Genomic DNA, 17,407 nt, shown 5'->3' on the forward strand with positions numbered 1-17,407 from the left:
CAATGACCATCAATCTGCAGAAGCCGGACATCACCGAGCTCAAGCCACGCATCACCGTGTTCGGTGTCGGGGGCGGCGGCGGCAATGCCGTGAACAACATGATCACAGCCGGCCTGCGCGGCGTCGAGTTCGTGGTGGCCAACACCGACGCGCAAGCGCTGACGATGTCCAAGGCCGAGCGGCTGATCCAGCTCGGTGCGCATGTCACCGAAGGCCTCGGCGCCGGCTCGCAGCCGGAAGTCGGCCGCGCGGCGGCGGAAGAGTGCATCGACGAGATCATCGATCATCTCTCCAACACCCATATGTGCTTCGTCACCGCCGGCATGGGCGGCGGCACCGGCACGGGCGCCGCTCCGGTCGTTGCCCGCGCGGCGCGCGAGAAGGGCATCCTCACCGTCGGCGTCGTCACCAAGCCGTTCCATTTCGAGGGCCAGCGCCGCATGAAGACGGCCGACATGGGCATTGAGGAACTGCAGAAATGCGTCGACACGCTGATCGTCATCCCCAACCAGAACCTGTTCCGGCTGGCCAATGACAAGACCACCTTCGCCGATGCCTTCGCAATGGCCGACCAGGTGCTCTACTCGGGCGTCGCCTGCATAACCGACCTGATGGTCAAGGAAGGCCTGATCAATCTCGACTTCGCCGACGTCCGCTCGGTGATGCGCGAGATGGGCAAGGCGATGATGGGCACGGGCGAAGCTTCGGGCGAGGGCCGCGCGATGGCCGCCGCTGAAGCCGCCATCGCCAACCCGCTGCTCGACGAGACCTCGATGAAGGGCGCCAAGGGCCTGCTGATCTCGATCACCGGCGGCCGCGATCTCACCCTGTTCGAGGTGGACGAGGCCGCGACCCGCATCCGCGAGGAAGTCGACCAGGACGCCAACATCATCCTGGGCGCCACCTTCGACGAAGAGCTGGAAGGCGTGATCCGCGTGTCGGTCGTCGCCACCGGCATCGACAAGTCGGCGGCCGAAATCGCGGCTGCGCCGATCTCGATCCGCGCGCCGCAGAAACCGGCCGCCCGCCCGGCGGCGGCTCCGGTGGCCGAAATCCGCCCCGCTCCGGTTCAGCCGCAGGCCTATGAGCCGCGCGCGGCCGATCCGGTCGCGGAGGCGATCCAGCTTGCCGAGGCAAATGCCGCCGCCATGGCGCACCCGCGCGCCGTGCCGATGGACGACTTCCGGCCGCAGAGCAAGATCTTCCAAGCCCCGCCTGCGCAGCCGCAGCCGCAGCCGGTGGTGCCGCAGCAGGTCATGCAGCAGCCCGCGCCGCAGCGCGAGATGCCGCAGCCGGTGGCCGCGGCGCCGCAGCGTATGCCGCGCGTGGAAGACTTTCCGCCGGTGGTAAGGGCTGAAGTCGAAGCCAAGAGCCGGCCGGCGGACCATGAGAACAGCGGTCCGATGGGGCTGATCAAGCGGCTGACCAACGGCCTTACCCGCCGCGAGGAAGAGCCGGCCCGGCTCCAGCCGGCGCAGCCGCGCGAGCCGAAGCTGCGTCAGGCCGCGCCCGAGATGCGCCGTCTCGCCAGCCAGGATCCTGCGCTCTATGCGCCGCGCCGCGGCCAGCTCGACGACCAGGGCCGGCTGACGCCGCAGGCCCGCACGGTCCAGGAAGACGACCAGCTGGAAATCCCGGCCTTCCTGCGCCGCCAGGCCAACTGATCGATACGGCGGACCGCCAATCGTTAACGGTATATAACAGTTGTTAACAGGCAGACGAGAAATCGTCTGCCTGTTACTTTTGCAAAAGACATTTAAAACAAGGCTTTACGAGCTGTTTCTGATGCGTTTCCGTGGTTACACGGGGTAAGAAACCGTGATTTGGAGTCTCCAGGGCGGACCATTATCTTCGCCACGGACTAAAGTCGGTTTGCCGGGATTCGGGGAGTAGCCCTGCCTGCCGATTATACAGAGCCGCATGCTCTTGCTTATTTTGCCGCCTTTGCACGAGCGTCAGACCATCAGTCTGGCTGCAAGATACCCAAGGCCGATGGAGCGGACGCAGGCATTCAGGGCGTATGGGGTTGCTCTTGCACGACTATCAGACGACAGTGAAATCGCGCGTGACGCTGGCTGGGATCGGCGTCCATAGCGGCAAAACCGTGACCGTTCACTTCCTGCCGGCCGATGCCGATACGGGCATCGTCTTTCATCTTTCGAATGGCGGCGAAGCCCGGGAGCTCCGCGCCCTGGTCGCGGAAGTCGGCGCCACCGATCTTTGCACCATGCTTGGCGATCCGGCCGGCGATCATATCGGCACCGTCGAGCATCTGATGGCCACGGTGTTCGGTCTCGGCATAGACAACCTGATCATCGAGATCGACGGTTCGGAAGTCCCCATTCTCGACGGCAGCGCCATGGCCTTCGTCGAGGCCATCGACCAGGCCGGCATCGAGACGCTGGCGGTGAGGCGTCGCTACATCCGTGTCGTCAAGCCGGTGCGCGTGGAAGCCGGCGCGTCCTGGGCGGAGTTCCGCCCCTATGACGGCACGCGGTTCGAGGTCGAGATCGATTTCGAGAGCCCGGCGATCGGCCGCCAGCAATTCGCCTCCGACATCAATCCCGACATCTTCCGCCGCGACATCGCGCGCGCTCGCACATTCGGCTTCATGAAGGACGTCGAGAGGCTTTGGGCCGCCGGCTACGCGCTCGGCTCGTCGCTCGAAAACTCGCTTGTCATCGGCGACGACAATCGCGTCATCAATGTCGGCGGGCTGCGCTATCCCAACGAATTCGCCCGCCACAAGACGCTCGATGCGATGGGCGATCTGGCGCTGGCCGGCGCGCGCTTCATCGGCTGCTTCCGCTCCTATCGCGGCGGCCACCGGATGAATGCCTCGGCATTGCGCCGGCTGCTTTCCGACCGGACGGCCTTCGAGATCGTAGAGACGAGACGTCGCGAGCGTGGCCGCGTCGCCGAGATGATCGCCGTCAGCGGGCCGGTCTACGCACCTTGGGTGATCTGATTTTTAACCGTTTTCTGGTTTGGTAGGGCGGCTTGTGTTGCATGATTGCATCACGAATCGCTGAAATTGCAGAACCTCCGGCGTAGCGTCAGCCCGCCACAAAAATGTGCGATTGGCCGGACATAGCGTTGCCGGGCAAGGGGATAATGGTTTATGGCTTCGGCCCGGACCGAAACGACGCCGAAGGGGCGGAATCCAAACATGTTTTTTTCGCGAGTTGGTCAATCGGTAGCGCCGCGTCGGGGTGTTTTGCTGGGGCTGTCGGTGGTTGCTCCCGCGCTCGTGCTGTCGGCCTGCATGTCCTCCGAGAAGGATGTCAACCTGGCGACCTATGTCGACCAGACCGAGCCGGCCGACGTTCTCTACAACCAGGGCCTGGCCAACATGAATGCCGGCCGCCTCGATGAGGCGAGCAAGAAGTTCGACGCGGTCGACCGCCAGCATCCCTATTCGGAATTCGCACGCAAATCGATGGTGATGGGCGCTTTCGCCGATTATCGCGCCGGCAATTACGACGAGGCGATCGGTTCGGCCAAGCGCTACCTGACCCTCTATCCCTCGACAGACGACGCGGCTTACGCGCAGTACATCATCGGCCTCTCCTACTATCGGCAGATCAAGGACGTCACCCAGGACCAGAAGGAAGCGCGCCAGACCATCCAGACCATGCAGGATCTGGTGACGCGCTGGCCGAACTCCGAATATGTCGGCGACGCCAAGGACAAGATCCGCTTCGCCAGCGACCAACTCGCCGGCAAGGAGATGCAGGTCGGCCGCTACTATCTGGAGCGCCGCGAATACATCGCCGCCGTGAAGCGTTTCCGCACCGTGGTCGAGAACTATTCCAACACCCGCCATGTCGAGGAGGCGCTCGCGCGCCTGACCGAGTCCTACTATGCGATGGGCCTGACCTCGGAAGCGCAGACGGCCGCGGCGGTGCTTGGTCACAACTATCCGGACAGCCCGTGGTACAAGGATTCCTACAAGCTCCTGCAGAGCAACGGGCTTGAACCCCGCGAAAATGCCGGATCGTGGATTTCCAAGGCCGGGAAGCTGATCACCGGCGCCTGAAGCTTGCGATGCTGTCCAGACTGTCGATCCGCGATATCGTCCTGATCGAGAAGCTGGACATCGACTTCCTGCCTGGGCTTTCGGTGCTGACCGGCGAAACCGGCGCCGGTAAATCCATCCTGCTCGATGCGTTGTCGCTGGCGCTTGGGGCGCGCGGCGATGCCTCGCTCGTCCGCCATGGCGCCGCGCAAGGCCAGGTCATCGCGGTGTTCGATGTGCCGCGCAACCATCCGGCGCGCGCGTTGCTCGCCGGAAACGACATCGAGGACGATGGCGACATCATCCTGCGCCGCGTACAGACCGCCGATGGCCGCACCCGCGTCTTCGTCAACGACCAGCCCTCCAGCGTCACCCTGATGCGCGATGTCGGCCGCGCGCTGGTCGAGATCCATGGCCAGCATGACGAGCGGGCGCTGGTCGATCCCGGCGCGCATCGCGAATTGCTGGACAGTTTCGGCGGCCATCTGGGCGCCGTGCGCGGCACGGGCGAAGCCTGGCGGTACTGGCGAAACTGCGAGCAGGAGCTTTCCCGGCATCGCGCCAAGGTCGAGGCGGCGGCGCGCGAAGCCGATTATCTGCGCGCTTCCGTGGCCGAGCTCGCAAGACTCGACCCGCAGCCGGGCGAGGAAACGGAGCTTGCGGAATTGCGCGCGACGATGATGCGCGTCGAAAAGATCGCCGCCGAGATCCATGATGCGCAGGATGTGCTGTCGGGGCCGTCCTCGCCCTTGCCGCAACTCGCCAGCCTGTTGCGGCGGCTGCAGCGTAAGTCCAGCGAAGCCCCCGGCCTGCTCGACGACGTGGTGAAATCGCTCGACGAAGCGATGATCTCGCTCGACGCCGCGCAGTCCGGCGTGGAAGCAGCACTTCGCGCCACCGAATATGATCCGCAGCGTCTGGAGAAGGCGGAAGAGCGTCTGTTTGCGCTGCGCGCCGCCTCGCGCAAGCACAGTGTCGCGGTCGACGATCTGGCGCAGCTGCGCGACACGATGGTGGCCGATCTTGCCGACCTCGATGCCGGCGAGGAGCGGCTGCACGCGCTGGCCAAGCAGGCCGCCGCGGCGCGCGAGGCCTACGATATTTCCGCGGCGCAGCTGTCGTCGCTGCGCCATGCGGCGGCGGCGGGTCTGACCAAGGCTGTTATGGCGGAACTGCCGGCGCTCAAGCTCGAACGGGCCGAGTTCATCGTCGAGATGGGAAGCGATGCCGAAAGCCGCATGGAAGAAGGCATCGACCAGGTCGAATTCTGGGTGCGCACCAATCCGGGCACCCGGCCGGGACCGATGATGAAGGTCGCTTCCGGCGGCGAGCTCTCGCGCTTCCTTTTGGCGCTGAAGGTGGCGCTGGCCGATCGCGGCTCGGCGCCGACGCTCGTGTTCGACGAGATCGACACCGGCGTCGGCGGCGCGGTGGCCGACGCCATCGGCCAGCGGCTGGCGCGGTTGTCAAAGCGGGTACAGGTGCTTTCCGTGACGCATGCGCCGCAGGTTGCGGCACGCGCCGCCACGCATTTCCTGATCTCCAAATCCGGCGGCAAGGACCGCGTCGCCACCGGCATTGCCGAAATGGACCGCGCGGCGCGCCAGGAAGAAATCGCGCGCATGCTGGCCGGCGCCACCATCACCGACGAAGCGCGCGCGGCAGCGGAGCGGTTGCTGCGCGAGAATACGGCTGCCGCATAGAAGGTTGGGCCTCGTCGATTCCAATCCGAGTCAGCAGATGGCTGCATCGTGCTGTTCAGCAATGATTTTTGCGCAAGCCCACTCCCTGCCGTCAAATCCTGATTTATAGTGGCGCGCCACAATCCAAGGACTGATGCATGTCGGAAAAACCCGTCGATTCGTTGAGCGAAGGCGAAGCCGCGGATGAGCTGAAGCAACTGGCCGCGGAGATTGCCGAGCATGACCGGCGTTATCACACCGAGGACGCGCCGACGATCACTGATGCCGAGTATGATGCGCTGCGCCGGCGCAACCTCGCCATCGAAGAGCGCTTCCCCGATCTCGTGCGCGAGGATTCGCCGACGCGGCGGGTGGGCGCCCCGCCTGCGGAGGGCTTTACCAAGGTGCGGCACGCGGTGCCGATGCTGAGCCTCGCCAAGGCCTATACCGACCAGGACGTCGCCGATTTCATCGAGCGCGGAAGGCGTTTCTTCGACCGCGACAAGGACCTCGACATCGCCTTCACCGCCGAACCGAAGATCGACGGGCTGTCGGCCTCGCTGCGCTACGAGAGCGGCGTGTTCGTGCAGGGCGCGACGCGTGGCGACGGCACGGTCGGCGAGGACATCACCGCCAATCTGAAGACGATTGCCGACATCCCGAAGAAGCTGCAGGGTTCGGGCTGGCCGGAAATCATCGAGATCCGCGGCGAGGTCTACATGACCTATGCCGAATTCGAGGCTTTGAAGCAGCGTTCAGCGGCGGTCGGCGGCCAGGATTACGTCAATCCGCGCAACACGGCTGCAGGGTCGCTGCGCCAGAAGGATCCATCGGTCACCGCCAGCCGCAATCTGAAATTCTTCGCCTATGCCTGGGGCTATACGACAGCGGACCCAGCGCCGACGCAGTTCGATTCCGTACAGAAGTTCAAGGAATGGGGCTTCAAGGTCAGCCCGCTGATGGTGCGGGCGAAGTCCATCGACGACCTGATCGCGCATTACCACCGCATCGAGGAGCAGCGCTCCTCGCTCGGCTACGACATAGACGGCGTCGTCTACAAGGTCGACCAGCTCGAACTGCAGCGCCGCTGGGGTTTCGTCACCGGCGAGCCGCGCTGGGCGGTCGCCCACAAATTTCCGGCCGAGCAGGCGATGACGACCGTCGAGAGGATCGACATCCAGGTCGGCCGTACCGGCACGCTGGCGCCGGTGGCGCGGCTTGCGCCGGTCACGGTTGGCGGCGTGGTGGTCGAGAATGTCACGCTGCACAACGAAGACTATATCAAGGGCTTCGACAGCAACGGCCAGCCGATCCGCGACGGCATCGACGTGCGTATCGGCGACACGGTGGTCATTCAGCGGGCAGGGGATGTCATCCCGCAGATCGTCAGCGTCGTCATCGATAAGCGGCCCGCTGGCGCGGTGCCCTATGAATTCCCGCATACCTGCCCGGTCTGCGGCTCGCCGGCGACGCGCGAGATCAACGAGAAGACGGGCAAGGAGGATTCGCGGCGGCGCTGCACCGGCGAGATGATCTGCGCCGCACAGGCGGTCGAAAGGCTGCGTCACTTCGTGTCGCGCGGCGCGCTCGACATCGAAGGCCTCGGTGCCGAAAACATCGACCTGTTCTTCAATTCGGGGCTGGTGAAGACCGCCGCCGATATCTTCACGCTGAAGGACCGAAGGCCCGCCGTCACCAGGGCGCTGGCCGAGCGACGGGAGGAGCAGGCGAGGCTGCGCGAGGAAGCCTCGGGCAAGGCGCGCAAGAATGTTCGCAGCGTCGAGGAGCGTAATTATGAAGGTCTCGACAAGCTGTTTGCGGCCATCGATGCGCGCCGCGAGCCGGAGCTCGACCGTTTCATCTTCGCGCTCGGCATCCGTCATATCGGCGAGACGACGGCGGCCGTGCTTGCCCGCCAATTCTCGACCATCGAGGAGCTGATCCGTATCGGCAAGGAGACGGCGAAGGCCGAGGATCCGCACAGCGTCTTCCCGTCGATCAACGGCATCGGTGACACGGTGATCAACGCGTTGCGCGACTTCTTCGGCAATGAGCGCAATGACGATGTGCTGGACGCCTTGCTGACGCAGGTTCATCCGAAACCCTACGTCATGGAAATCTCGGCCGGCAGCGAAGTCTCGGGCAAGACGGTGGTGTTCACCGGCTCGCTGGAAAAGATGACGCGTTCGGAAGCCAAGGCGATGGCGGAGCGGCTCGGCGCCAAGGTCGCGGGCTCGGTTTCGGCCAAGACAGACCTGGTGGTGGCGGGTCCCGGCGCCGGCTCGAAGCTGAAAGTTGCGAGCGATCTCGGCATCGAGGTGATCGACGAGGACACATGGCTGCAGCGGATCGGCAGGGGCGGCTAATGACTGGAGCGTTCAAGGGTTTTGGGCCGAAGGCCATTCCGTTCCTGAAGGCGCTCGACTTCCACCAGAGCCGTGAGTGGTTCCAGGAAAACCGCGACCTTTACGACAGCGAGCTGCATGGGCCGTTCTGCGATCTGGTCGAGACGCTCACAGAGCGTTTCGAGGCGGCCAAGCTCGGCTTGCGCGGCGACCGCAAGAAATCGCTGTTCCGCATCAATCGCGACGTGCGCTTTTCCAACGACAAGCGGCCCTACAATCGGCATCTCTCGGCGATTCTGTCGCCCGACGGCACCAAGATGGAGCAGGGCGTCTTCTACGTGCATATCGGGCTCGAGCGCTGCTTCGCGGGTGTGGCCTGGTGGCAGCCGGCGCCTGAATTGCTGCAGGCGATGCGCAAGGCGATCGTGACCAAGCCGGCCGCGTTCCGCGGCATGGTCGCATCGCTCAAGAAGGCCGGCCTGGAGCTCGATGCGGAAGACCGCATGAAGCGGGTGCCGCGCGGTTTCGAGGATGTCGGTGACGAGGATCTCGCCCAGGCGGTGCGCAACCGGCATTTCGTGGTCCGGCACGACATCGATCCGGCGACGATCCATTCGCCGGCGCTGGTCGACGATCTCGTCGGCTTCACGCTTGGCGCCAAGCCGCTGCTCGACTGGGGCCGGGCGATCCAGGGGACGGCTGTCGCGGCCTGACGCCGCCTCCGGCTGTCGCCGGGCTTACATCCGCATCAGCAGGCCGCCGTCGACGGCAAGCTCGATCCCGGTGATGTAGCTCGCGGCGTCCGAGAGGAGGAAGAGCGCGGCGTTTGCCATGTCCTGCGGCGTGCCGATGCGGCCGAGCGGCGTATATTTCGCCACGGCGGCGCGCTTTTCTTCGGTGTCCCAGCGCGCCTGCAGCGGCGTCAGCGCCATGCCGGGGCAGATCGCGTTGGAGCGGATGCCGTCGCCGGCAAGCTGCATGGCAAGCGACTTCGACAGCGCGCAGACGCCTGCCTTCGAGGCCTGATAGGCATCCTGAGGCTTCGGGTCGCCGCGATACCACTGAATGGTCGAGAAATGCACCATGGCGCCGCCGCGGCCGCCGGCGCGCATCTGCGGAACGACCGCGCGTGCGGTGTGCACGAAGGATTTCAAGTTGATGTTGAAGACCTGATCCCAGACATCGAGGTCCATTTCGAGCGCCGATTTGTCACGACCGAACCACAATACGCCGGCGACATTGGCGAGATAGTCGATGCCGCCGCGCTCGCGGCCCGCCGCGCCGATGGTCCGTTCCACGAAGGCCGCGTCGGTCAAATCGCCCTGGGCGAAGGTGAGCCGGTCGTCATACGAGGCGAGGGAGGCCGGACGCGGCTTGATGTCGATGGCGGTGACGGAGGCGCCGGCATCGAGCAGCTCCAGCGCGATCGCTTCGCCCATCCCGCCGCCAGCTCCGGTGACGACCGCATGCCGGCCCGTGAAATCATAGACGACCATTCATCCCCCCTCGGTTCTTGCTGCAAGGCGCGGCGCTATCTCTGCGCCAAGGCGCGATGGCGGGACAATAGGGGCCGACAAAAAATCCATCAAGCCGTATTCGAAAAAATTTGCCAAAATAGAAAATCGCGATATCGTGCCGTGGCTGACAGCTTCCTTTTGGGTGGATTCCAAGACCATGACCCTGCATTCCGGCGCCCGGACCTTCTCGGTGACCTCTCCTGTCGACGGCTCGATCTATGCCCAGCGCAACTATGCGGACGGGGCCGCGATCGAGGCGGCCGTCGCCCGCGCTCGCGCGGCGCTGCCGGGCTGGCGGCGCACGCCGCTGGCCGAGCGCCTGGCGATCCTTCTGCGCTTCGGCGAGGAGATGAAGGCGCGCGCCGCTCCGCTGGCCGAGGCGGTGGCGTGGCAGATCGGCAGGCCCTTGTGGCAAGCCGACGAGACGCCGCGCCTGGCGGTGATCGGCGAGCTGCTTGCAGGCGCTGCACCGGACACGCTGGCCGACATGCCCTATCCGTCGGACGAGAACATCCGCCGCTATGCCAAGCCGGTGGCCGGCGGCCTACATCTTTCGATCTGCGCCTGGAACTACCCGACCGCCATGCTCGGCTATCTGGTCACGTCGCCGCTTGCCGCGGGCAATGTGGTGATCTTCAAGCATTCGCCGCAGACGCCGCTGATCGCGGAACTCGCCGAGGAGGCTTTTCGCGCGGCCGGCGGGCCGGAAGGGGTCTTCCAGTGTCTGCACCTCGACCATCCGGATGCGGAGCGGCTGATCGCTTCCGGCGTCTTCAACGCCGTCAATTTCATCGGTTCGGTCAATGGCGGCCGGCGCGTGCATGCGGCGGCGGCCGGCACCTTCACCCAGGTCCATCTCGAGCTTGGCGGCAAGGATCCGACCTATGTGCGCTCCGACGCCGACCTCGAGGCGGCGGTTCCGCTGATCGCAGAGGGTACCTATTCCAACGCCGGCCAGTCCTGCTGCTCGGTGGAGCGAATCTATGTCGACCGCCTGATTCACGCCCGTTTCGTCGAGGCGCTGGTCGCCGAGACGGCGAAGTGGTCGATCGGCCATCCGATCGCTGAAAAGCCGATGGTCGGCCCGGTGGTGCGCGCGGTCGCGGCCGACACCATCCGCGACCTGACCGAAGGCGCGGTGCGAGCAGGGGCGAAGCGCCTGATGCCGCAGGATGGCGCGCGCAAGGCGGCAAGCCTCGGGATCGCCTATGTCGCGCCGGAGGTGCTGACCGGCGTCGACCACAGCATGCCGATCATGCGCGACGAGCTGTTCGGGCCGGTGGCCTGCGTCCAGGCCGTCGGCGGCGACGACGAGGCGATCCGCCTAATGAACGACAGCGACTACGGCCTCAGCGCCTCGATCTGGACGCGCGATGTCGAACGCGGCGTGGCCTTGCTCGACGAGGTCGAGGCCGGCACCGTCTATCTCAACCGATGCGATCACGCCGACCTTTATCTGCCCTGGGGCGGCATCAAGAATTCCGGTCTTGGCCGCGCCAACGGGCGCGCCGGCCTCATCGAGGCGACGGCGGCGAAGGCTTATCATGTCCGCTCCGTCATCGCCTGACCGCCGGCGGCATCCGGTCGTGCGGGACCTTGAAAAGCTTGGCGACGCGGCCGTCGCGGCGCTTGCCGCGGCCGGGGTGGAACGATTGCTGCCGGATGCGGCCAGCCCCTATCTTCTGATTGCCGAGCATGCCGGCAACGTCGTGCCGGCGCCGTGGCGCGACCTTGGCCTGGCGGAGCCTTATCTCGGCACGCATTTCGCGGTGGACATCGGCGTCGGCGCGCTGACGCGCCGGCTCTCGCGAACGCTGCGGGCGCCGGCGGTGATCGCGCGCTATTCACGGCTGTTCCTCGACTATAACCGCCCCGCCGAGGAGTGGGACTTCATGCGTCCCGACCTCGGCGGCATCCCGGTGCCGGGCAATCTCGCTGTGGACGCGGCGGATGCGAGGCTGCGCAAGCTCGTCGCCTGGGCGCCGGTCGAACGGGCAATCATCGAAGCCGCTGCCGGCAGGCGCGCGCTGATCTCGGTGCATTCCTTCACGCCGGTGATGGGCGGGGTGAAGCGCAATGTGGATATCGGCGTGCTGTGGCGGGAACAGTCGCCCTTCGTCGCGTCGGTGCTGAAAACGCTCAGGGCTCAAGGCCCGGAAGCAGGCTTCAGAATCGGCGATAACGAACCTTACGACTGGCGCCAGGCTGTCGGCTACACCTTGAACCGGCACGGGCTGCAGCAGGGCCGGCCCTGCCTCTACCTCGAGCTGCGCAACGACTTGCTTGCCGATCCGGAAACTTTCGAACGCGTCAGCCGCCTCCTGGAGGCTGCCTTTGCCACCATCGCGATATCCCTATGGCCGCAATCAGCCGTAGCCGTCTGAAGGCTGGACGGTCAAATATCGGAACGCTAGAGCTTGTCGAATTGGAAACACGGCAGCCAAGGGCGTGGACGATGCAAGGCAATGTGGGCAGCAAGATCCGCGACGCGCGCAAGCAGCAGAACATCACCTTGCGCGATCTCAGCGAGCGCTCGGGCCTTTCCGTGTCCCAGCTCTCGAAGCTGGAGAACGGCAAGGCCAGGCTGACCGTCGATATCGCGCTGATGATTGCCGGCGCGCTGCACGTGCCGGTGGCCTCCTTCCTGTTCAGCCCGAAGCCCGGGCCGCAGGCGCGCCGCTCGATCACGCGCGCCGGCAGCGGCATCCTGCACAAAGGCAACGCCATGGAATTCGAGGTCTTGTGCAGCGATTTCCGCGACAAGACCAATATTTTCTGGCGCGTGACGCTGCGCGCCAGAACCTTCGAGGAAAACGGCGGCTGGCGCAGCCATTCGGGTGAGGAGTTCATCCATGTGTTGAGCGGCAGCCTGCAGCTCCACACGCTCCACTACGACCCGAGCGTCCTGCAGCCCGGCGACAGCATCCTGTTCGACGGCGAAATGCAGCACGCCTATGTGGCGCTCGGCGACGAGCCCGTCATCATGCTGATGTCGAACACGGTGCCGCGCGACGGGCTGCCGCCGGGAGCAGGCGTCTGACCGACGGGCCTCAGCCCTTCCACTCAAGAATTTTTCTAGAATGGAAAAAAATACTTGTTATGGAAAAGTTCGGGGACTAGCATCCTTTGACCGGCCGACAGGAGAACAGCCAGCGGCCGGGAATGGGAGAGATGACCGATGCTGTCGGTTGAGGCAGTCAGCAAGACATTCGGTGGCGTGCAGGCGTTGCGCAGCGCCTCGCTGACCTGCGAGGCCGGCGAGATCCTCGGTCTCATCGGTCCGAACGGCGCCGGCAAATCCACCCTCGTCAACGCCATTTCGGGCGTGCTCAAGCCGGACAGCGGCAGCGTGCGCCTCGCGGGCGAAGAGATCACGGGCCGCAGCCCAGAGCATTGCGCGCGGGCAGGGGTCGGCCGCACCTTCCAGACCATCAGATTATTCAAGGACCTGACTGTACGGCAGAATGTCGAGGTCGCGCATATCACTTGTCGGGCCGTGCGCCCCGATGCCGCCATGCGCATCGGCGTCGATCAGCTTCTGCAGCAATATGAGCTCGCAGGCTTCGCCGACAGCCCGGCCGGAACGCTGCCCTATGGCAGCCAGCGCCGGCTCGAGATCGCACGCGCGCTGGCGCTTGGGCCGTCGCTGTTGTTGCTCGACGAACCGGCCGCCGGTCTCAACGAGGCCGAGTCGGAGACGCTGGCCATCGCCATCGAAGGCATTCGCCGCGACGTCGGCTGCGCGACCATCGTCATCGATCACGACCTGCGCTTCATCAACCGGCTCTGCGACCGGCTTTGCGTGATGGACCAGGGCCAGGTGATCGCTTCGGGCGAGACGGAAGACGTGTGGCGCGATCCGCGCGTCATTGAGGTCTATGTCGGGCAGTCAGAGACGGCCTGAAGGCCCGGAAGAACAACCGCAATGAGAGGAAGGAGGGGTAGAATGGAAAAGATTTTGCTGGGAGCCGCGGTGCTGACCGCGGGACTGCTGCAGGCCGGGCATGCAGGCGCCGCCGATCTGAAGATCGGGCTTGCGGTCGCCATGACCGGCGCCTACGCGCCCTATAGCGAGGCCGAGGGCGCGCGCTGCATGGCCGACAGGCTGAACAAGGCCGCAAGCGCGAACGATCCCAAGGTCGAGCTGATGATCGAGGACAACCGCTCCGATCCGCAGCTTTCGGTCTCGCTCGGCCAGAAATTCCTCGATGCCGGCGCGCAGGTGATCACCGGCGTGCCGTTTCCCGATGCGCTGATCCCGATGGCGCAGACCGCGCAGCCTTATGGCGCCACCGTGTTCTCGGCGCCGAACACGCAGCTCGAGATGCAGCAGGCTGGGCTCGACAACTTCATCGCCGGCGCGGTGCCCGATCCGATCAATGCCTCGGCCACCGCCAACGCGCTTTACGGCAAAGGCGCGCGGACCGTCGCGCTGATGGTGTCACCCGATGCCGGGTCCTACTCGGAGAAGCTGCCGGAGTGGTTCGGCGAGGTGTTCGAGCATCTCGGTGGCAAGGTGGTCGCCAAATTCAACTATTCCTACGGCACCACCGACTGGTCCCCGCAGATCGCCTCGATCAAGGCGTTGCCACAGAAGCCGGACGCGATCCATATCTGCGCAGTGCTGCCCGATGTCGGCATCCTGATCCGGCAATTGCGCGCCAACGGCTACGAGGGGTGGGTGGCGGGCTGCGATGCCTTCGACGACAAGTCGCTGGAAGGTACGGTCGGCGATCCGAAGTCGCTGGAAAAGGTGATGTTCGCGACCCATGGCGCGACCGGCGTCGACGGCCCGATCGACAAGTTCCTCGCCCAGTGCAAGGCCGACGGCTACAAGATCAACGGCATCTTCGACGCGCTCGGCGCCGACATGGTGCAGATCAGCTACGAAGCGGCGAAAAAGGCCGGCACCGTCGACCCCGCCGCCTTACGCGAGGCGATCCGCGCGCCTGGCGGCTATCCGGGCACCACGGCGCCGACGATCTCCTTCGCCGAGAAGAAGGGCTATCCGGTCAAAGCCGTGCCGGTGATGGGCTTTGCCGACGGCAAGCGGGTGCTGATCACCGACACGCCGCCGACCTTCGTTCCGGCGCTGAACTAAGCGGGGCCGGGAACACGTGCTGAAGGTCGAGAAGCTTGTCGTGCGCTATGGCGCCGTCACGGCGGTGCGTGAGTTGTCGCTCGAGGTCGGGCAGGGCGAGCTTGTCGCCCTGCTCGGGCCCAACGGCGCCGGCAAGAGCTCGACCATCAACGCGCTGACAGGTCTGGTGACGCCAGCTTCAGGGCGCATCGTGCTCGACGGCAAGGACATCTCGCATGTCCGCACCGAGGACCGCATCCGTGCCGGACTGACCGCGACGCCGGAAGGCCGGCACATCTTCTCCAACCTGAGCGTCGGCGAGAACCTGCGGCTAGGAGCCGCGACAAGGCGCGACCCCGCCAGCGTGCGCCAGGATATCGAGCGGTTCCTGTCGCTGTTCCCGGTGCTGTCCGAACGCTTCGGCCAGGCGGCCGGCACGCTTTCGGGCGGCGAGCAGCAGATGCTGGCGATCGCCCGTTCGCTGATGTCGCGGCCGAAGCTGCTGCTGCTCGACGAGCCGTCGCTGGGGCTCGCGCCCAAGATCGTGGCGCGCATCTTCGATTTCATCGGCGAGCTCAAGGCGCAAGGGCTGACGCTGCTGGTGGTCGAGCAGAACGCCAAACAGGCGCTGCGCTTCGCCGACCGCGTCTATGTCGTGAGCTCGGGCACGCTGCGCTATGACGGACCGCCGGCCAGACTCGCCGACGAGCACGGCCTGTTCAACCTTTATATCGGCGGGTAGGCGGCGATGGATTACGCCTTGCAGCAACTCCTCAATGCGCTCGCCTTCGGTGCGGAATATTCCCTGGTGGCGCTCGGGCTCGCCGTCGTCTTCTCGATCATGGGCCTGGTGAATTTCGCCCATGGCGAGATCATCGGGGTCTCGGCCTACAGCGTGTTCCTGGCTGCCGCGCTCGGGCTGACTTCGCCCTTCGTCGCGGTGCTGCTTGCCGTCGGAATGGCGGCGCTGGCGGCGGTGGTGTTCGAACGCGTCGCCTTCCGGCCGGTGTGCTATGCGCCGACCACCACCGGGCTGCTCACCGCCTTCGGCGTGTCGATCGTGGTGCAGAACCTTTTCATGCTTTTGATCTCGCCAAAGCCGCAGTCGGTCTCGATCCTCAACGGCTTGAACCAGATGTGGTTCTTCGGCCCCTTCGCCGTCTCCTCGCTGCAAGTGATGGAACTGGTCGTATCGGGCCTGACCATCCTTGCGCTCGTGTTCTTCCTCAACCGCTCGACGCTCGGGCTCGCCATTCGCGCTGCCTCGCGCGACTTCGCCACCGTGCGGCTGATGGGGATCAAGGCAAACCGGGTGATTGCCACGGCGTTTGCGATTTCGGGCGCGCTGGCGGGCATCGCCGCCGTCTTCATCCTGGCGCGGCGCGGCAGCGTCTCACCCGATCTCGGCTTCGGCCTGGTGCTGAAGGCCTTTGTCGCCTGCGTCATCGGCGGCTTCGGCTCGTTGCCGGGTGCTGCGGTCGGCGGCATGCTGCTCGGCTTCATCGAAGTCGGCCTGCTCGTCGCGCTGCCGCAGGAATATGCGGGCTTCCGGGACGCGCTCACCTACGCCATCATCGTCGCGCTGCTCGTCTACCGGCCGGAAGGCCTGCTCGGCCAGCGCATCGAACTCGGCGACAAAGAGATTTAGGGCGGGAGATCTGACGTGGCAGGCTCCGAACTCTCGCAAGCGGTCGAACAGATGGCGGCGCCGGCCGCCACCGCGCAGCCCGGCAACGCGATCCTCCGCTCGCTGATCGGCGGGCTGGTGACAGCGCTGCCGGTGCTGGCGATCGGGCTCCTGGTGCTGAACTTCGCGCCGACCTACTACACCTTCCTCGCACTCGGCGCCTTCGTAAACCTGATCGTCGTGGTCGGCCTGCAAGTGTTCATGGGCAATTCCAACATCGCCAATCTCGGCCACAGCGCCTTTGTCGGGCTCGGCGCCTATAGCGTCGCCATCCTGTCGACGCCGCTTGCCATGAAGAAGCTGTCGATCCCCAACGCGCCGTTCGGCTTTGCGACGCTGGAGCTCGATCCGGTTTCGTCGGCGCTCATTGCGCTCTTGGTGGTCGGCATCGTGGCGCTGGTCAGCGGCAAGGTGATCAGCCGGCTGTCGGGGGTCGCTGCGACCATCGTCAGCCTGGCGCTGCTCATCATCGTCCATTCGGTTTTCCTCAACTGGACCAATCTGTTCAAGGGCAACCAGGCTTTCTTCGGCATTCCGAAAGTGGTCGGCCTGCCGTGGATGCTGGTCTTCGCGGTGATGGCGATCGTGGCGGCGCGACTGTTCAAGGACAGCCGCTGGGGCTTGCAGCTGCGGGCCAGCGCGCAGAGCCCTCAGGCTGCGGCTGCGCTCGGCATCGATGCGAAGAAACTGCGGCTCATGTCATGGGTGCTGTCGGCGCTGATCTGCGGGCTCGCCGGCGTGCTCTACGCCTATTTCGCCGGCACGATCAGCCCAAAACTGTTCTATTTCCAGATGATCTTCAACACGCTGGCGATGCTGATCCTCGGCGGCATGGCAACGGTGACTGGCGCGGTCACCGGCGTCATCGTGCTTTCGATCGGGCTGGAATTCATCCGCAGCATCGAGTCCGGCGTGACGGTCGCGGGTATCCAGATGCCGCAGCTGCTCGGCCTGTCGGGCGTGGCGCTCGGCGTTGTCATCGTGCTTTGCATGGCGTTCCGGCCGAGCGGCATCAGCGGCCGGCATGAGCTCGACGAGCTGCTGTCGCTCCTGTTGCGGCGCAACGCCAAATAGCTTT

Annotated in this window: 14 protein-coding genes and 1 pseudogene; 14 read left to right on the forward strand and 1 reads right to left on the reverse strand. The window is 65.4% G+C overall.

Annotated elements, in window-relative coordinates; translation table 11 throughout:
• Positions 1-2 precede the first annotated feature (2 nt).
• From ftsZ to LB523_RS02540, 6 genes are all read left to right on the forward strand, one after another.
• Entirely contained in the window at positions 3-1,664 is a 1,662-nt protein-coding gene (gene ftsZ, locus LB523_RS02515) for a cell division protein FtsZ (RefSeq protein ID WP_224544820.1), read from the forward strand.
• Between the two features lie 356 nt (positions 1,665-2,020).
• Positions 2,021-2,968 carry a UDP-3-O-acyl-N-acetylglucosamine deacetylase gene (gene lpxC / locus LB523_RS02520; RefSeq protein ID WP_140839717.1) on the forward strand — a complete coding sequence of 316 codons (948 nt, stop codon included), beginning with the start codon at positions 2,021-2,023 and terminating at the stop codon, positions 2,966-2,968.
• A gap of 201 nt (positions 2,969-3,169) precedes the next feature.
• Positions 3,170-4,039 carry an outer membrane protein assembly factor BamD gene (locus LB523_RS02525; protein ID WP_224600789.1) on the forward strand — a complete coding sequence of 290 codons (870 nt, stop codon included), beginning with the start codon at positions 3,170-3,172 and terminating at the stop codon, positions 4,037-4,039.
• Positions 4,040-4,047: 8 nt separating this feature from the next.
• Entirely contained in the window at positions 4,048-5,721 is a 1,674-nt protein-coding gene (recN, locus tag LB523_RS02530) for a DNA repair protein RecN (RefSeq protein ID WP_140726825.1), read from the forward strand.
• A 137-nt stretch (positions 5,722-5,858) separates the two neighbouring features.
• The gene (gene ligA, locus LB523_RS02535; RefSeq protein ID WP_224600790.1) at positions 5,859-8,066 is read left to right on the forward strand and encodes an NAD-dependent DNA ligase LigA; all 2,208 of its coding nucleotides are present in this window, start codon (positions 5,859-5,861) and stop codon (positions 8,064-8,066) included.
• Positions 8,066-8,758 (forward strand): DUF2461 domain-containing protein, encoded by a 693-nt coding sequence (locus LB523_RS02540; protein ID WP_224600791.1) that lies wholly within the window; start codon positions 8,066-8,068, stop codon positions 8,756-8,758. Before ligA ends, LB523_RS02540 begins: the two co-directional genes overlap by 1 nt.
• 24 nt (positions 8,759-8,782) lie before the next feature.
• Here the strand turns inward: LB523_RS02540 and LB523_RS02545 are convergent, their stop codons facing one another.
• Positions 8,783-9,541 (reverse strand): SDR family NAD(P)-dependent oxidoreductase, encoded by a 759-nt coding sequence (locus LB523_RS02545; RefSeq protein ID WP_224600792.1) that lies wholly within the window; start codon positions 9,539-9,541, stop codon positions 8,783-8,785.
• 178 nt (positions 9,542-9,719) lie between these two features.
• Between LB523_RS02545 and LB523_RS02550 the strand changes: the two genes are divergently transcribed.
• The 8 genes and pseudogenes from LB523_RS02550 to LB523_RS02585 all read left to right on the forward strand — a co-directional run bounded on the left by LB523_RS02550 (position 9,720) and on the right by LB523_RS02585 (position 17,403).
• A complete protein-coding gene (locus tag LB523_RS02550; protein ID WP_224600793.1) occupies positions 9,720-11,129 on the forward strand; it encodes an aldehyde dehydrogenase family protein in 1,410 nt (469 codons plus the stop codon).
• Positions 11,107-11,946 (forward strand): N-formylglutamate amidohydrolase, encoded by an 840-nt coding sequence (locus LB523_RS02555; RefSeq protein ID WP_224600794.1) that lies wholly within the window; start codon positions 11,107-11,109, stop codon positions 11,944-11,946. Before LB523_RS02550 ends, LB523_RS02555 begins: the two co-directional genes overlap by 23 nt.
• A gap of 71 nt (positions 11,947-12,017) precedes the next feature.
• Positions 12,018-12,602: a helix-turn-helix domain-containing protein gene (locus LB523_RS02560; protein ID WP_224600795.1), complete on the forward strand. Its 585-nt coding sequence runs from the start codon at positions 12,018-12,020 to the stop codon at positions 12,600-12,602.
• Between the two features lie 198 nt (positions 12,603-12,800).
• A pseudogene (locus tag LB523_RS02565) lies at positions 12,801-13,466 on the forward strand (ABC transporter ATP-binding protein); the annotation flags it as partial.
• A 42-nt stretch (positions 13,467-13,508) separates the two neighbouring features.
• Positions 13,509-14,663, forward strand: coding sequence for an ABC transporter substrate-binding protein (locus LB523_RS02570; protein WP_224600796.1), 1,155 nt, complete (start codon positions 13,509-13,511; stop codon positions 14,661-14,663).
• Positions 14,664-14,679: 16 nt separating this feature from the next.
• Positions 14,680-15,384 (forward strand): ABC transporter ATP-binding protein, encoded by a 705-nt coding sequence (locus tag LB523_RS02575; protein WP_224600797.1) that lies wholly within the window; start codon positions 14,680-14,682, stop codon positions 15,382-15,384.
• Between the two features lie 6 nt (positions 15,385-15,390).
• The gene (locus LB523_RS02580; RefSeq protein WP_224600798.1) at positions 15,391-16,290 is read left to right on the forward strand and encodes a branched-chain amino acid ABC transporter permease; all 900 of its coding nucleotides are present in this window, start codon (positions 15,391-15,393) and stop codon (positions 16,288-16,290) included.
• Between the two features lie 15 nt (positions 16,291-16,305).
• Positions 16,306-17,403, forward strand: a complete 1,098-nt coding sequence (locus LB523_RS02585) for a branched-chain amino acid ABC transporter permease (protein ID WP_224544816.1) — start codon at positions 16,306-16,308, stop codon at positions 17,401-17,403.
• Positions 17,404-17,407: the final 4 nt, after the last annotated feature.

The sequence above is a fragment of the Mesorhizobium sp. ESP-6-4 genome, assembly GCF_020164735.1.
GTDB lineage: Bacteria > Pseudomonadota > Alphaproteobacteria > Rhizobiales > Rhizobiaceae > Mesorhizobium.

What these genes read in the sequence shown, in the direction of transcription:
- ftsZ (WP_224544820.1), top strand. Translation starts at nt 3, where the DNA reads ATGACCATCAATCTGCAGAAGCCGGACATCACCGAGCTCAAGCCACGC.
- lpxC (WP_140839717.1), top strand. Translation starts at nt 2,021, where the DNA reads ATGGGGTTGCTCTTGCACGACTATCAGACGACAGTGAAATCGCGCGTG.
- LB523_RS02525 (WP_224600789.1), top strand. Translation starts at nt 3,170, where the DNA reads ATGTTTTTTTCGCGAGTTGGTCAATCGGTAGCGCCGCGTCGGGGTGTT.
- recN (WP_140726825.1), top strand. Translation starts at nt 4,048, where the DNA reads ATGCTGTCCAGACTGTCGATCCGCGATATCGTCCTGATCGAGAAGCTG.
- ligA (WP_224600790.1), top strand. Translation starts at nt 5,859, where the DNA reads ATGTCGGAAAAACCCGTCGATTCGTTGAGCGAAGGCGAAGCCGCGGAT.
- LB523_RS02540 (WP_224600791.1), top strand. Translation starts at nt 8,066, where the DNA reads ATGACTGGAGCGTTCAAGGGTTTTGGGCCGAAGGCCATTCCGTTCCTG.
- LB523_RS02545 (WP_224600792.1), bottom strand. Translation starts at nt 9,541, where the DNA reads ATGGTCGTCTATGATTTCACGGGCCGGCATGCGGTCGTCACCGGAGCT.
- LB523_RS02550 (WP_224600793.1), top strand. Translation starts at nt 9,720, where the DNA reads ATGACCCTGCATTCCGGCGCCCGGACCTTCTCGGTGACCTCTCCTGTC.
- LB523_RS02555 (WP_224600794.1), top strand. Translation starts at nt 11,107, where the DNA reads ATGTCCGCTCCGTCATCGCCTGACCGCCGGCGGCATCCGGTCGTGCGG.
- LB523_RS02560 (WP_224600795.1), top strand. Translation starts at nt 12,018, where the DNA reads ATGCAAGGCAATGTGGGCAGCAAGATCCGCGACGCGCGCAAGCAGCAG.
- LB523_RS02570 (WP_224600796.1), top strand. Translation starts at nt 13,509, where the DNA reads ATGGAAAAGATTTTGCTGGGAGCCGCGGTGCTGACCGCGGGACTGCTG.
- LB523_RS02580 (WP_224600798.1), top strand. Translation starts at nt 15,391, where the DNA reads ATGGATTACGCCTTGCAGCAACTCCTCAATGCGCTCGCCTTCGGTGCG.